Origin of the sequence: Pseudomonas mangiferae (genome assembly GCF_007109405.1) — a bacterium.
Taxonomy (GTDB): Bacteria; Pseudomonadota; Gammaproteobacteria; order Pseudomonadales; family Pseudomonadaceae; genus Pseudomonas_T; species Pseudomonas_T mangiferae.
In genome coordinates, this window is the sequence record NZ_VJOY01000005.1 from 50423 (window position 1) to 63182 (window position 12760).

12 protein-coding genes are annotated in these 12760 nt (G+C 66.6%); 9 read left to right on the forward strand and 3 right to left on the reverse strand.

The annotated features are described in order from the left end of the window. Positions 1-3 precede the first annotated feature (3 nt). The 6 genes from FM069_RS08220 to FM069_RS08245 all read left to right on the forward strand — a co-directional run bounded on the left by FM069_RS08220 (position 4) and on the right by FM069_RS08245 (position 7631). Positions 4-840: a symmetrical bis(5'-nucleosyl)-tetraphosphatase gene (locus tag FM069_RS08220; RefSeq protein ID WP_143487818.1), complete on the forward strand. Its 837-nt coding sequence runs from the start codon at positions 4-6 to the stop codon at positions 838-840. Positions 841-868: 28 nt separating this feature from the next. Beyond that, entirely contained in the window at positions 869-1198 is a 330-nt protein-coding gene (gene glpE, locus FM069_RS08225) for a thiosulfate sulfurtransferase GlpE (RefSeq protein WP_143487819.1), read from the forward strand. A gap of 318 nt (positions 1199-1516) precedes the next feature. Continuing rightward, a complete protein-coding gene (locus FM069_RS08230) occupies positions 1517-3439 on the forward strand; it encodes a PrkA family serine protein kinase (protein WP_143487820.1) in 1923 nt (640 codons plus the stop codon). A gap of 93 nt (positions 3440-3532) precedes the next feature. Then, a complete protein-coding gene (locus FM069_RS08235; RefSeq protein WP_143487821.1) occupies positions 3533-4807 on the forward strand; it encodes a YeaH/YhbH family protein in 1275 nt (424 codons plus the stop codon). Next, a complete protein-coding gene (locus FM069_RS08240; protein WP_143487822.1) occupies positions 4804-6384 on the forward strand; it encodes a SpoVR family protein in 1581 nt (526 codons plus the stop codon). Before FM069_RS08235 ends, FM069_RS08240 begins: the two co-directional genes overlap by 4 nt. 83 nt (positions 6385-6467) lie before the next feature. Continuing rightward, complete coding sequence (locus FM069_RS08245) at positions 6468-7631, forward strand: multifunctional CCA addition/repair protein (protein WP_143488056.1); 1164 nt, start codon at positions 6468-6470, stop codon at positions 7629-7631. Here the strand turns inward: FM069_RS08245 and folK are convergent. Both folK and folB read right to left on the reverse strand, forming a co-directional pair. Continuing rightward, positions 7615-8160 carry a 2-amino-4-hydroxy-6-hydroxymethyldihydropteridine diphosphokinase gene (folK, locus tag FM069_RS08250; RefSeq protein ID WP_143487823.1) on the reverse strand — a complete coding sequence of 182 codons (546 nt, stop codon included), beginning with the start codon at positions 8158-8160 and terminating at the stop codon, positions 7615-7617. The two genes, FM069_RS08245 and folK, sit on opposite strands and share 17 nt — an antisense overlap. Then, entirely contained in the window at positions 8151-8504 is a 354-nt protein-coding gene (gene folB / locus FM069_RS08255) for a dihydroneopterin aldolase (RefSeq protein ID WP_143487824.1), read from the reverse strand. The genes folK and folB overlap by 10 nt, the downstream gene beginning before the upstream one ends. Before the next feature lie 110 nt (positions 8505-8614). On the opposite strand from folB, the gene plsY reads away from it, so the two are divergent. After that, the gene (gene plsY, locus FM069_RS08260; RefSeq protein WP_143487825.1) at positions 8615-9184 is read left to right on the forward strand and encodes a glycerol-3-phosphate 1-O-acyltransferase PlsY; all 570 of its coding nucleotides are present in this window, start codon (positions 8615-8617) and stop codon (positions 9182-9184) included. Positions 9185-9213: 29 nt separating this feature from the next. On the opposite strand, the gene tsaD is transcribed toward plsY, so the two are convergent. Then, the gene (gene tsaD, locus FM069_RS08265) at positions 9214-10239 is read right to left on the reverse strand and encodes a tRNA (adenosine(37)-N6)-threonylcarbamoyltransferase complex transferase subunit TsaD (RefSeq protein WP_143487826.1); all 1026 of its coding nucleotides are present in this window, start codon (positions 10237-10239) and stop codon (positions 9214-9216) included. Between the two features lie 198 nt (positions 10240-10437). Between tsaD and rpsU the strand changes: the two genes are divergently transcribed. Then, complete coding sequence (rpsU, locus tag FM069_RS08270; RefSeq protein WP_021702507.1) at positions 10438-10653, forward strand: 30S ribosomal protein S21; 216 nt, start codon at positions 10438-10440, stop codon at positions 10651-10653. A gap of 132 nt (positions 10654-10785) precedes the next feature. Further along, positions 10786-12714, forward strand: a complete 1929-nt coding sequence (dnaG, locus tag FM069_RS08275; protein WP_143487827.1) for a DNA primase — start codon at positions 10786-10788, stop codon at positions 12712-12714. The last annotated feature ends 46 nt before the right edge of the window (positions 12715-12760 follow it).

Here is a 12760-nt window from a genome sequence, read left to right on the forward strand (position 1 = left end):
CGCATGACCGTCTATGCGGTGGGCGACCTCCAGGGCTGCCTCGACCCCCTCAAGTGCCTGCTGGCCGACGTCGCCTTCGTCCCCGCCCGGGACCGCCTGTGGCTGGTGGGCGACTTGGTCAACCGCGGCCCGCAGTCCCTGGAGACCCTGCGCTTCCTCTACGGCATGCGCGACGCTCTGGTCTGCGTGCTGGGCAACCACGACCTGCACCTGCTGGCGGTGGCCCACAACGTCGAGCGGCTGAAGAAGAACGACACGCTGCAGGAAATCCTCGACGCGCCGGACCGCGACCCCCTGCTCGACTGGCTGCGCCGGCAGAAGCTGCTGCACTACGACGAGGCGCGCGGGGTGGCCATGGTCCACGCCGGCATCCCGCCGCAATGGACCCTGCGCAAGGCGCTGCAGCGCGCCGCCGAAGTGGAGGACGCGCTGCGGGACGACGTGCGCCTGCCGCTGTTCCTGGAGGGGATGTACGGCAACGAGCCGGCCACCTGGAACAAGCGCCTCACCGGCATGCCGCGGCTGCGGGCGATCACCAACTACTTCACCCGCATGCGCTTCTGCCGTGCCGACGGCACCCTCGACCTGAAGAGCAAGGAAGGCATCGACAAGGCGCCCCAGGGCTTCGCTCCGTGGTTCGCCCACCCCCAGCGCAAGACCCGCGGGCTGAAGATTCTGTTCGGCCACTGGGCAGCCCTGGAGGGCCGGGTCGACGAGCCCGATGTCTGGGGCCTGGATACCGGTTGCGTGTGGGGCAACGGCATGACCCTGCTGAACCTCGACACCGGCGTCCGCCACCGCTGCGACTGCGACGACCATGGCCGGCCCAAGGGCCGCTGACCGCGCCACCTTTCCCGGAGTACCGAACATGACCGACTTCAAGCGCATCTCCCCCCAGGACGCCCACCAGCTGCGCCGCGACGGCGCCGTGGTGGTGGACATCCGCGATCCCCAGAGCTTCGCCACGGCCCACATCAGCGGCTCCCAGCACCTGGATAACGTCTCCCTGGCGGACTTCATCGCCCATGCCGACCTGGACCAGCCGCTGATCGTCGCCTGCTACCACGGCAACTCCAGCCAGGGCGCGGCCGCGTACCTCGCCGGCCAGGGCTTCAGCGACGTGTACAGCCTGGATGGCGGAATGGAGGCCTGGCGCGGACTGTACCCGGAAGACGTGGAGCAGGGCGTCGCCGAATAAATTTTTCCGCCGCCCCCGAGGCCGCGCCACGCCTGGCCTGGCGGCCTGCGCCGGTGAGCGGTCGCGCGCCCTGTGCACGCTCCCTGCCTTGACCTGCGGGATTCCCGACTACTCTTACCCCTAGGCCATCCATAACCGGGGAGAGCCGGCAGACCGGTTTTCGGCCGTCGCGGGGCGACATCTTCTGTCTTGGGGGAACGTATCGGGGGCTCCTCGCCCGCTTCGGCGGGCCAACCGCCCGCACCCGTCCCTCCTGTCCGACGACCACGTCCCCGACACCGATTCCGCACGGCTCCGAGTATCGAGCGAGGTGACGTCATGAGTATTTTCAGCCACTTCCAACAACGCTTCGAGGCGACCCGCCAGGAGGAAATGTCCCTCCAGGAGTACCTCGAACTGTGCAAGGAGGACCCGAGCGCCTACGCCACCGCCGCCGAGCGCATGCTCATGGCCATCGGTGAGCCGGAGCTGCTGGACACCTCCAGCAATTCGCGGCTGTCGCGGATTTTTTCCAACAAGGTCATCCGCCGCTACCCGGCCTTCGCCGACTTCCATGGTATGGAGGAATGCATCGACCAGATCGTGTCGTACTTCCGCCACGCGGCCCAGGGCCTGGAAGAGAAGAAACAGATTCTCTACCTCCTGGGGCCGGTGGGCGGCGGCAAGTCGTCCCTGGCGGAGAAACTCAAGCAACTGATCGAGAAGGTGCCGTTCTACGCCATCAAGGGCTCGCCGGTGTTCGAGTCGCCCCTGGGGCTGTTCAACCCCACCGAGGACGGGCAGATCCTCGAAGAGGACTTCGGCATCCCGCGCCGCTACCTCACCACCATCATGTCGCCCTGGGCCACCAAGCGGCTCTCCGAGTTCGGCGGCGACATAAGCCGCTTCCGGGTGGTCAAGCTGTACCCCTCGATCCTCAACCAGATTGCCGTGGCCAAGACCGAGCCAGGCGACGAGAACAACCAGGATATCTCCGCCCTGGTGGGCAAGGTGGACATCCGCAAGCTGGAGGAATACCCGCAGAACGACGCCGACGCCTACAGCTACTCCGGGGCGCTGTGCCGGGCCAACCAGGGCCTGATGGAATTCGTCGAGATGTTCAAGGCGCCCATCAAGGTGCTGCACCCGCTGCTCACCGCCACCCAGGAAGGCAACTACAACAGCACCGAGGGCCTGGGGGCGATTCCCTTCAACGGCATCCTGCTGGCCCACTCCAACGAATCGGAATGGCACACCTTCCGCAACAACAAGAACAACGAGGCGTTCATCGACCGCATCTACATCGTCAAGGTGCCGTACTGCCTGCGCATCTCCGATGAGATCCGCATCTACGACAAGCTGCTGGTGAACAGCTCCCTGGCCGAGGCCCATTGCGCGCCGGATACCCTGAAAATGCTGGCGCAGTTCTCCACCCTGTCGCGCCTGAAGGAGCCGGAGAACTCCAACATCTATTCGAAGATGCGCGTCTACGACGGCGAAAACCTCAAGGACACCGACCCCAAGGCCAAGTCGATCCAGGAGTACCGCGACACCGCGGGCGTGGACGAAGGCATGAACGGCCTGTCCACCCGCTTCGCCTTCAAGATCCTCTCCAAGGTATTCAACTTCGACCCCCACGAGGTGGCCGCCAACCCGGTGCACCTGCTCTACGTGCTGGAACAGCAGATCGAGCAGGAGCAGTTCCCCGCCGAGATACGCGAGCGCTACCTGCGCTACATCAAGGAGTACCTGGCGCCGCGCTACATCGAGTTCATCGGCAAGGAGATCCAGACGGCGTACCTGGAGTCCTACAGCGAGTACGGGCAGAACATCTTCGACCGCTACGTGCTGTATGCGGACTTCTGGATCCAGGACCAGGAATACCGGGACCCGGAGACCGGGGAAATCCTCAACCGCGTCGCCCTCAACGAGGAGCTGGAGAAGATCGAGAAGCCGGCCGGCATCAGCAACCCGAAGGATTTCCGCAACGAGATCGTCAACTTCGTGCTGCGCGCCCGGGCCAACAACAACGGCAAGAACCCCACCTGGCTTAGCTACGAGAAACTGCGGGTGGTGATCGAGAAGAAGATGTTCTCCAACACCGAGGACCTGCTGCCGGTCATCAGCTTTAACGCCAAGGGCAGCAAGGACGAGCAACAGAAGCACAACGACTTCGTCAAGCGCATGGTCGAGCGCGGCTACACCGAGAAACAGGTTCGCCTGCTGTCCGAATGGTATCTGCGGGTCCGCAAATCGCAGTGAAGGCGGTAACGGCCGGCGGGTCGGGGCGGCGCGTGCGACGGGTACGTCGCGCGACGCCGTCGCGTCCCCTGGCCTGAGCTCCCGGAGGGGCCTATGAGCTATGTCATCGACCGGCGTCTGAACGGCAAGAACAAGAGCACGGTGAACCGCCAGCGTTTCCTGCGGCGGTACCGCGACCACATCAAGAAGGCCGTCGAGGAGGCGGTCAGCCGGCGCTCCATCACCGACATGGAGCACGGCGAACAGATCAGCATCCCCGGCCGCGACATCGACGAGCCGGTCCTGCACCACGGCCGCGGCGGCCGTCAGACCGTGGTCCACCCCGGCAACAAGGAATTCACCACCGGCGAACGCATCCCGCGGCCTCAGGGGGGCGGCGGCGGAGGCAAGGGCAGCGGCAAGGCCAGCAACTCCGGCGAGGGCATGGACGACTTCGTCTTCCAGATCACCCAGGAGGAATTCCTCGACTTCATGTTCGAGGACCTGGAGCTACCCAACCTGGTGAAGCGCCACCTGACCGGTACCGACACCTTCAAGACCGTGCGCGCCGGCATCAGCAACGAAGGCAACCCGTCGCGGATCAACATCATCCGCACCTTGCGCTCGGCCCACGCCCGGCGTATCGCGCTGTCCGGCAGCAGCCGCGCCAAGCTGCGCGCCGCCCAGGCCGAACTGGAACGGCTGCGGCGGGAGGAACCGGACAACTTCGGCGACATCCAGGACACCGAGGCGGAGATCGAGCGCCTGCGCGCGCGGATCAACCGGGTACCGTTCCTCGACACCTTCGACCTCAAGTACAACCTGCTGGTGAAGCAGCCCAACCCCAGTTCCAAGGCGGTGATGTTCTGCCTGATGGACGTGTCCGGTTCCATGACCCAGGCCACCAAGGACATCGCCAAGCGCTTCTTCATCCTGCTGTACCTGTTCCTCAAGCGGAACTACGACCGTATCGAGGTGGTATTCATTCGCCACCACACCAGCGCCCGCGAGGTGGACGAGGAAGAGTTCTTCTACTCCCGGGAGACCGGCGGCACCATCGTCTCCAGCGCCCTCAAGCTGATGCAGGAGATCATGGCCGAGCGCTACCCGGTGAGCGACTGGAACATCTACGCCGCCCAGGCCTCCGACGGCGACAACTGGAACGACGATTCGCCCATCTGCCGGGAAATCCTCACCAAGCAGATCATGCCGTTCGTGCAGTACTACACCTATGTCGAGATCACCCCGCGTGAGCACCAGGCGCTCTGGTTCGAATACGAACAGGTGCGCGAGGCGTTCTCCGAGACCTTCGCCCAGCAGCAACTGGTCTCGGCCGGCGACATCTACCCGGTGTTCCGCGAACTCTTCCAGCGCAGGCTCGCCACATGAACACGTCTCCCGATACCTCCCGTGACACGAAGCGCCAGCCGCTTTCCACCGGTTCGGAATGGACATTCGAACTGGTCCAGGCGTACGACCGCGAGATCAGCCGGATCGCCGAGCGCTACGCCCTGGACACCTACCCCAACCAGATCGAGGTGATCACTGCCGAGCAGATGATGGATGCCTATGCCTCCGTGGGCATGCCCCTGGGCTACCACCACTGGTCCTACGGCAAGCATTTCCTCAGCACCGAGAAATCCTACAAGCGCGGGCAGATGGGCCTGGCCTACGAGATCGTGATCAACTCCGATCCGTGCATCGCCTACCTGATGGAAGAGAACACCATGTGCATGCAGGCCCTGGTGATCGCCCACGCCTGCTATGGCCACAACAGCTTCTTCAAGGGCAACTACCTGTTCCGCACCTGGACCGATGCCAGTTCCATCATCGACTACCTGGTGTTCGCCAAGCAGTACATCATGCAGTGCGAGGAACGCTACGGCATCGATGCCGTGGAGGACCTGCTGGATTCCTGCCACGCCCTGATGAACCACGGCGTGGACCGCTACAAGCGGCCCTACCCCATCTCCGCGGAAGAGGAGCGGCAGCGGCAGAAGGACCGCGAGGAACACCTGCAGCGCCAGCTCAACGACCTCTGGCGGACCATTCCCCGCAGCGCCGAGAAACACGACGAGCAGGACGTGCGGCGTTTCCCCGCCGAGCCCCAGGAGAACATCCTCTATTTCGTCGAGAAGCACGCGCCGCTGCTGGAGCCCTGGCAGCGCGAGGTGGTGCGCATCGTGCGCAAGATCGCCCAGTACTTCTATCCGCAGCGCCAGACCCAGGTGATGAACGAAGGCTGGGCCACCTTCTGGCACTACACCCTGATGAACGACCTGTACGACGAGGGGCTGGTCACCGACGGCTTCATGCTGGAGTTCCTCCAGTCCCACACCAACGTGGTCTACCAGCCCAGCTTCGACAGCCCCTATTACAACGGCATCAACCCCTACACCCTGGGGTTCGCCATGTACACCGACATCCGCCGCATCTGCGAGCACCCCACGGAGGAGGATCGCCGCTGGTTCCCGGACATCGCCGGCAGCGACTGGCTGTCCACCCTCAAGTTCGCCATGAGCAGTTTCAAGGACGAGAGCTTCATCCTGCAGTTCCTCTCGCCCAAGGTGATCCGCGACCTCAAGCTGTTCAGCATCCTCGACGACGACCAGAAGGACGAGCTGCTGGTGCCGGCGATCCACGACGAGGACGGCTACCGCACCATCCGCGAATTGCTGGCCGCCCAGTACAACCTCGGTAACCGCGAGCCCAACGTGCAGATCTGGAACGTGGACCGGCGCGGCGACCGGTCCCTGACCCTGCGTCACCAGCAGCACGACCGCAAACCCCTGGGGGAATCCACCGAGGAAGTGCTCAAGCACCTGCACCGGCTGTGGGGCTTCGACATCCACCTGGAGGTGGCTCAGGGCGACCAGGTGATCGGCGCCCACCACGTACCGCCACGGGGCGAACGCACCGAGGACGGCGAGTACCCGCGGCTCGACCTGGTGATGCCGCCCATCTGAGCCGTGCCCGGCCCCACACACCGGTACGCCTCGCGCGTACCGGTGTGCAGCCGGTATCCTTCCCGCCCATGGAAGAGAATCGACTGAACGTCTACAAGGTGGGCGGCGCCGTGCGCGACCGCCTGCTCGGCCGCCCCGTCACCGAGGTGGACTGGGTGGTGGTGGGAAGCACCGCGGAGCAGATGCTGGCCCTGGGCTTCCGCCCGGTGGGCGCGGACTTTCCGGTATTCCTCCACCCGCGCACGGGCGAGGAATACGCCCTGGCCCGCACCGAGCGCAAGAGCGGCCGCGGCTACGGCGGCTTCGTCTTCCACGCGTCCCCCGACGTGACCCTAGAAGAGGACCTGACCCGCCGCGACCTCACCATCAACGCCATTGCCGAGGACGCCGAGGGTCGCCTCATCGACCCCCACGGGGGCCAGGACGACCTGCGCGGACGCTGGCTGCGCCACGTCTCCCCCGCCTTCGCCGAGGACCCATTGCGGGTGCTGCGGGTGGCGCGCTTCGCCGCCCGCTACGCGCCCCTGGGCTTCCGCATCGCCGACGAAACCCTGGCGCTGATGCGACGGATCGCCGACTCCGGCGAACTGGAGGCCCTGACTCCGGAGCGGACCTGGAAGGAGGTGTCCCGGGCCCTGCTGGAACCGCGCCCCGACGTGTTCATCGAGACCCTGCGGCGCTGCGGCGCGCTGGCGGCCTGGTTGCCCGAGGTGGATACACTGTTCGACACAGCGCGCGGCGAGCGCCTGCTGGCGGTGTTGCGCCGCTGCGCCGAGGGCGAGCAGCCCTTGACGGTGCGTTGGGCCTGCCTCCTGCAGGCCCTGGGCGAGGACGACCCGGTCGAGGGCCTGCGCCAGGTGCAGGCCATCAACCTGCGCGGCAAGGTGCCGAGGGACTGTCAGGAACTGGCGCTGCTGACGGTGGAATTCCACTCCGCCGGGCGCCGGGCTCAGGCCTTGGAACCCACGGCGCTGCTGGACCTGCTGCAGCGCTTCGACATCTACCGACGCCCGCAGCGCTTCGCGGAATTCCTCGCCGCCTGCGCGCTGATCGCCGATGAAACCCAGGATGTGCCGGCCGCCATCGCCTACCTGCGGAGCGCCGCCGACGCCGCGCGGGCGGTGCAGGCGCAGCCGCTGGTGGCGCGTGGGTTTACCGGGGCAGCGCTGGGAGAGGCTCTGCGGGAGGCACGGCTGGCGGCGCTGACGCGCCACCGGGACGAGGCCGCCCCTAGGCCGTCGGCGTGACGGTAGCGGCGCGCAGCAGCGGTTCAGGGGTCAGCGCGGTTCCGCGCCAGTGGAACGGCACCGGCCACAGGCGCTGGTCGATCCGCGCTTCATGCCAGAGGTCGGCGAACGGCCGCTTCGCCCCCGGGTGCTCCTGGGCCGGCGCCAGCAGCGCCAGGGGCCAGAGGACGAAGGCATTCTTCAGGATCTCCGCCCGAGGCAGCACCAGCCCGTCGAACACCCCCACCTGATCGCCGTACAGCAGCACGTCGATGTCCAGGGGCAGGCCCTTGCGATTCGGCGCATAGCGGCCGTTGTCAGCTTCGATGCCCTTGAGGCGCCGATCCAGTTCCGCCAGGGGCAGGTCGGTCAGCGCCCTCACCGCCAGGTTGAAGAAGGGACCGCTCCTGATGCCCACCGGCTCGCTCTCGAACACCGGGGAGCAATGCATCTCGTGGAGGAAACCGGCCAGGGCATCGAGCCCCGCAGTGAGGTGGACCTCGCGCTCACTGTTGCTGCCGAGGCCGAGGAAGACCGGTATCAGCGACATCCGCGCTCGATCTCCACGCCGACACCGCGGGCGGCAGGCACCGCGCCGGGCTTGGTCACCTTCAGCCACAGCCAGGTGATGCCATAGTCGTCCATCAGCGTCGACGCCAGCCGTTCGGCGAACGTCTCCACCAGGTGGAAGCGCGAGGCTCCGGCGAAGGCCTGGATGCGCTGGGAAACCTGGGCGTAGTCCAGGGCCTTGTCCAGGTCGTCCTGCGCGGCCGGGGCCCGGTTGCCCCAGGCGAAGCGCAGGTCCAGGCTCAGGCACTGGCGAATGTCGCGCTCCCAGTCGTAGGCACCGATCACAGTGTCGACTTCCAGCCCCTCGATGAAAACGATGTCCACGTCGCTCGTGTCTCCGGCCCGGCGCCGCTGCCCGGCCGCCATGGAACGGTTTACAGGGGCAGGCCGACCAAGCCTAAAATCGGGGCTCCCTCGCCCCGGAAATGGATACCATGTTCTGGCTGCTGGCGATCCTCGCCTACCTGCTCGGCTCGCTGTCCTTCGCCATCCTGCTGAGCCGGCTGTTCGGCACCGCCGACCCGCGCGCCCAGGGCTCCGGCAATCCCGGCGCCACCAACATGCTGCGCCTGGCGGGCCGCCGGCTGGCGATCCTGACCCTGCTTGGCGATCTGCTCAAGGGCCTGCTGCCGGTGCTGGTTGCCGCCGCGCTGGGGCTAGAGCCCCAGCGTCAGGCCTGGATCGGCCTGGCTGCGGTGCTCGGTCACCTCTACCCGGTCTACTTCCGCTTCCACGGAGGCAAGGGTGTCGCCACCGCGGCGGGCATGCTCCTGGGCCTGTATCCGCCAGCCGCGCTGCTGGCGGCGGCGGCCTGGTTGCTGACCTTCCTGCTCACCCGCACCAGCTCGCTGGCCGCGCTGATCGCCACGCCGCTGACCCTGCCCTTGCTGGCCTGGCAGCGGCCGGAGGCGCTGCTGCCCATGAGCGTGCTGACAGCCCTGATCGTCTGGCGGCACCGCGGCAATCTACGCGACCTGTTCGCCGGACGCGAACGGCATTTCTGAATCCTCGCCATGAGACGCGCTCATTCGCCTCAGACGGCGGGCAGCTGCTCCATGGGCCAGCGGGCCTGGACCGCGATCGCCGGGCCGTCCTGCTGGCCGGCCAGCAGGCGCTGGCAACCGGCGTAGGCGATCATCGCGCCGTTGTCGGTGCAAAAGCGTGGCCGCGCATAGAACACCTCGCCCCGCAGCTCGCCGAGCATGCGCTCCAGGGCCTGCCGCAGCGCCTGGTTGGCGCTGACTCCACCGGCGATCACCAGGCGTTTCAGGCCTGTCTGGCGCAGGGCGCGGCGGCACTTCAGCACCAGCGTGTCCACCACCGCCCGCTCGAAGGCCAGGGCGATGTCGCAGCGGGTCTCCTCGCTGTCGTCGCCGGCCTCGCGGCAGCGCTGCCAGGTGTTGAGGGTGAAGGTCTTGAGGCCGCTGAAACTGAAGTCCAGGCCGGGGCGGTCGGTCATCGGCCGCGGGAAGACGAAGCGGTCTGCCACGCCCGACTGGGCCAGGCGGGCAATCTCCGGCCCGCCGGGATAACCCAGGCCGAGCAGCTTGGCGGTCTTGTCGAAGGCCTCGCCCGCCGCATCGTCCAGGGACTCCCCGAGCAACTGGTAGCGGCCAATGCCTTCCACCCGCACCAGTTGGGTGTGGCCGCCGGACACCAGCAGGGCGACGAAGGGGAACTGCGGCGGCCGCTCTTCCAGCATCGGCGCCAGCAGGTGGCCCTCCATGTGATGCACGCCCAGGGCCGGGATGCCCCAGGCGAACGCCAGGGCCTGGGCGCAGGAGGCGCCCACCAGCAGCGCGCCCACCAGGCCGGGGCCGGCGGTATAGGCGATGGCATCGATCTGCCCGGCGCCCACGCCGGCGTCCGCCAGCACCTGGCGGGTCAGCGGCAGCAGTCGCTTGACGTGATCCCGGGACGCCAGCTCGGGGACGACCCCACCGTAGGCCCGGTGCAGGTCGATCTGGCTGAACAAGGCGTCGGCCAGCAGGCCGCGCTCGCTGTCGTACAAGGCGACGCCGGTTTCGTCGCAGGAAGTTTCCAGGCCCAGCACTCGCATAAGGGGTTCGGATTCGGCCAGTCAATCGAAGGCGCGCATCATAAGCGTGCCCCCTTGACCGGACCAGCGCTTTTCGACTGAAGGCTTTGCATTTCGGGGACCGGAGCGTTAATATCCGCAACCCTTGAAAACCGACGTTCTCCACTCTGATTGCCTGGAGACGTTCGCCACCCGGTAATTAGTGAAGGTACGACCTGGATGCCAGCCGTCAAAGTTAAAGAGAACGAACCCTTCGACGTAGCCCTGCGTCGCTTCAAACGCTCCTGCGAAAAAGCCGGTGTCCTGGCCGAAGTCCGCAGCCGCGAGTTCTACGAGAAGCCGACCACCGAGCGCAAGCGCAAGGCCGCTGCCGCCGTCAAGCGTCACGCCAAGAAGGTTCAGCGCGAACAGCGCCGTCGCGAGCGCCTGTACTGAGTTACACGGCGTACCGCTGACACCGCTACCGCCCGGCTCATGCCGGGCGTTGCTTTTTCCGGCCCCCTGAAACCCGAGACGACGGCGCTTGCACTTCCGCCTCCGCGTCTCCCGGCAGTACCCTGATGCCCCATGGCCGGACTGATCCCGCAATCCTTCATCGATGACCTGCTGAACCGCACCGACATCGTCGAGGTGGTGGGTTCGCGCATCCAGCTCAAGCGCGCCGGGAAGAACTACAGCGCGCTCTGCCCGTTCCACAAGGAAAAGACCCCCTCCTTCAGCGTCAGCGCGGACAAGCAGTTCTACTACTGCTTCGGCTGCGGCGCCGGCGGCAACGCGCTCGGCTTCATCATGGACCACGACCACCTGGACTTTCCCCAGGCGGTCGAGGAACTGGCCAAGCGCGCCGGCCTGGACGTGCCCCGGGAAGACCGAGGCCGCCCCGGCGCACCTCGCCAGCCCACCGATTCACCGCTCTACCCGCTGCTCGCTGCCGCCGCCGATTACTACCGGCAGGCCCTGAAAAGCCACCCGAGTCGCCGGGCCGCGGTGGACTACCTCAAGGGCCGCGGACTGACCGGCGAGATTGCCCGCGACTTCGGCCTCGGCTTCGCACCGCCGGGCTGGGACCACCTGCTCAAGCACCTGGGCGGCGACGCCCTGCAGCAGAAGACCCTGATCGACGCCGGCCTGCTGATCGAGAACACCGAGACCGGCAAGCGCTACGACCGCTTCCGCGACCGGGTAATGTTCCCCATCCGCGACACCCGCGGCCGGGTGATCGCCTTCGGCGGGCGGGTCCTGGGGGACGACAAGCCGAAATACCTGAATTCACCGGAAACCCCGGTCTTCCATAAGGGCCAGGAGCTGTATGGCCTCTATGAGGCGCGCATGCACAACCGCGACCTGGACGAGGTCATGGTGGTGGAGGGCTACATGGACGTCATCGCCCTGGCCCAGCAAGGCTTGCGCAACGCGGTAGCGACCCTGGGCACCTCCACCTCCGAGGAGCACGTCAAGCGCCTGTTCCGCCTGGTGCCGAGCCTGCTGTTCTGCTTCGATGGCGACCAGGCCGGGCGCAAGGCCGCCTGGCGCGCCCTGGAAGCCGCGCTTCCGAGCCTGCAGGATGGCCGTCGGGCCCGCTTCCTGTTCCTGCCCGAGGGCGAGGACCCGGACAGCCTGGTACGCGCGGAAGGCACCGATGCGTTCCGCGCGCGCATCAGCCAGCAGGCGATGCCCCTGGCGGATTATTTTTTCCAGCAGCTGACCCAGGAGGCGGACCCGTCTTCCCTGGAAGGCAAGGCGCACCTGGCGATGCTGGCCAACCCGCTGATCGAGCGGGTGCCGGGCGCGAATCTGCGCCAGCTCATGCGCCAACACCTGCAGGTCCTCACCGGCCTGTCCGGCGAAGCCTTGAGCCAGTTCGCCACGCCCGCCCCGCGCCAGCCGGACGCCCCGCCCGCGACGGACGACGGCTACTACGACGCCCTGGTCGACTACGCATCGCCCCCCGATGCCGGAGGCTTCACGGAATCGCCGTCCTGGAAAAGCGGTTCGGACAAGCCCTGGAAGAAAAAGAAGGGCAGGGACTGGGCGCAGAAGGATGCCCCACCTCGCGCGCCCCGCAGCGCGGTGTCGGTGGAGTCACCGAACCTGAGCGCCCTTCGCACCCTGCTGCACCACCCTCAACTGGCGCAGAAGGTGGAAAATGCCAGCCGGTTCGCTGCGGAAAACGACCCGTACGCACAACTCATGGTGTCACTGCTGGAAGCGCTGCAGAAGAACCCGACGCTGCGTTCGCTGCAGCTGATCGCCCGCTGGCACGGCACCGAACAGGGCCGCCTGCTGCGGCTCCTGGCGGAGAAGGAATGGCTGATTTCCAGCGATAACCTTGAACAACAGTTTTTCGACACTATAACTAGGTTGGCGGCTCGCCAGCGCGAGCGCAGCCTCGAACATCTCCTGCGCAAGGCTCGCCAGAGCGAGCTCAATGCCGAGGAAAAAGAGCAATTGCGCGACCTTCTCAGTCGCGGTACTCCCCCCATCGTCCCGACCTAAACTGGCGCGTGACGTCAATGCTCGGCTATAATGCTCAGCTTGTTTT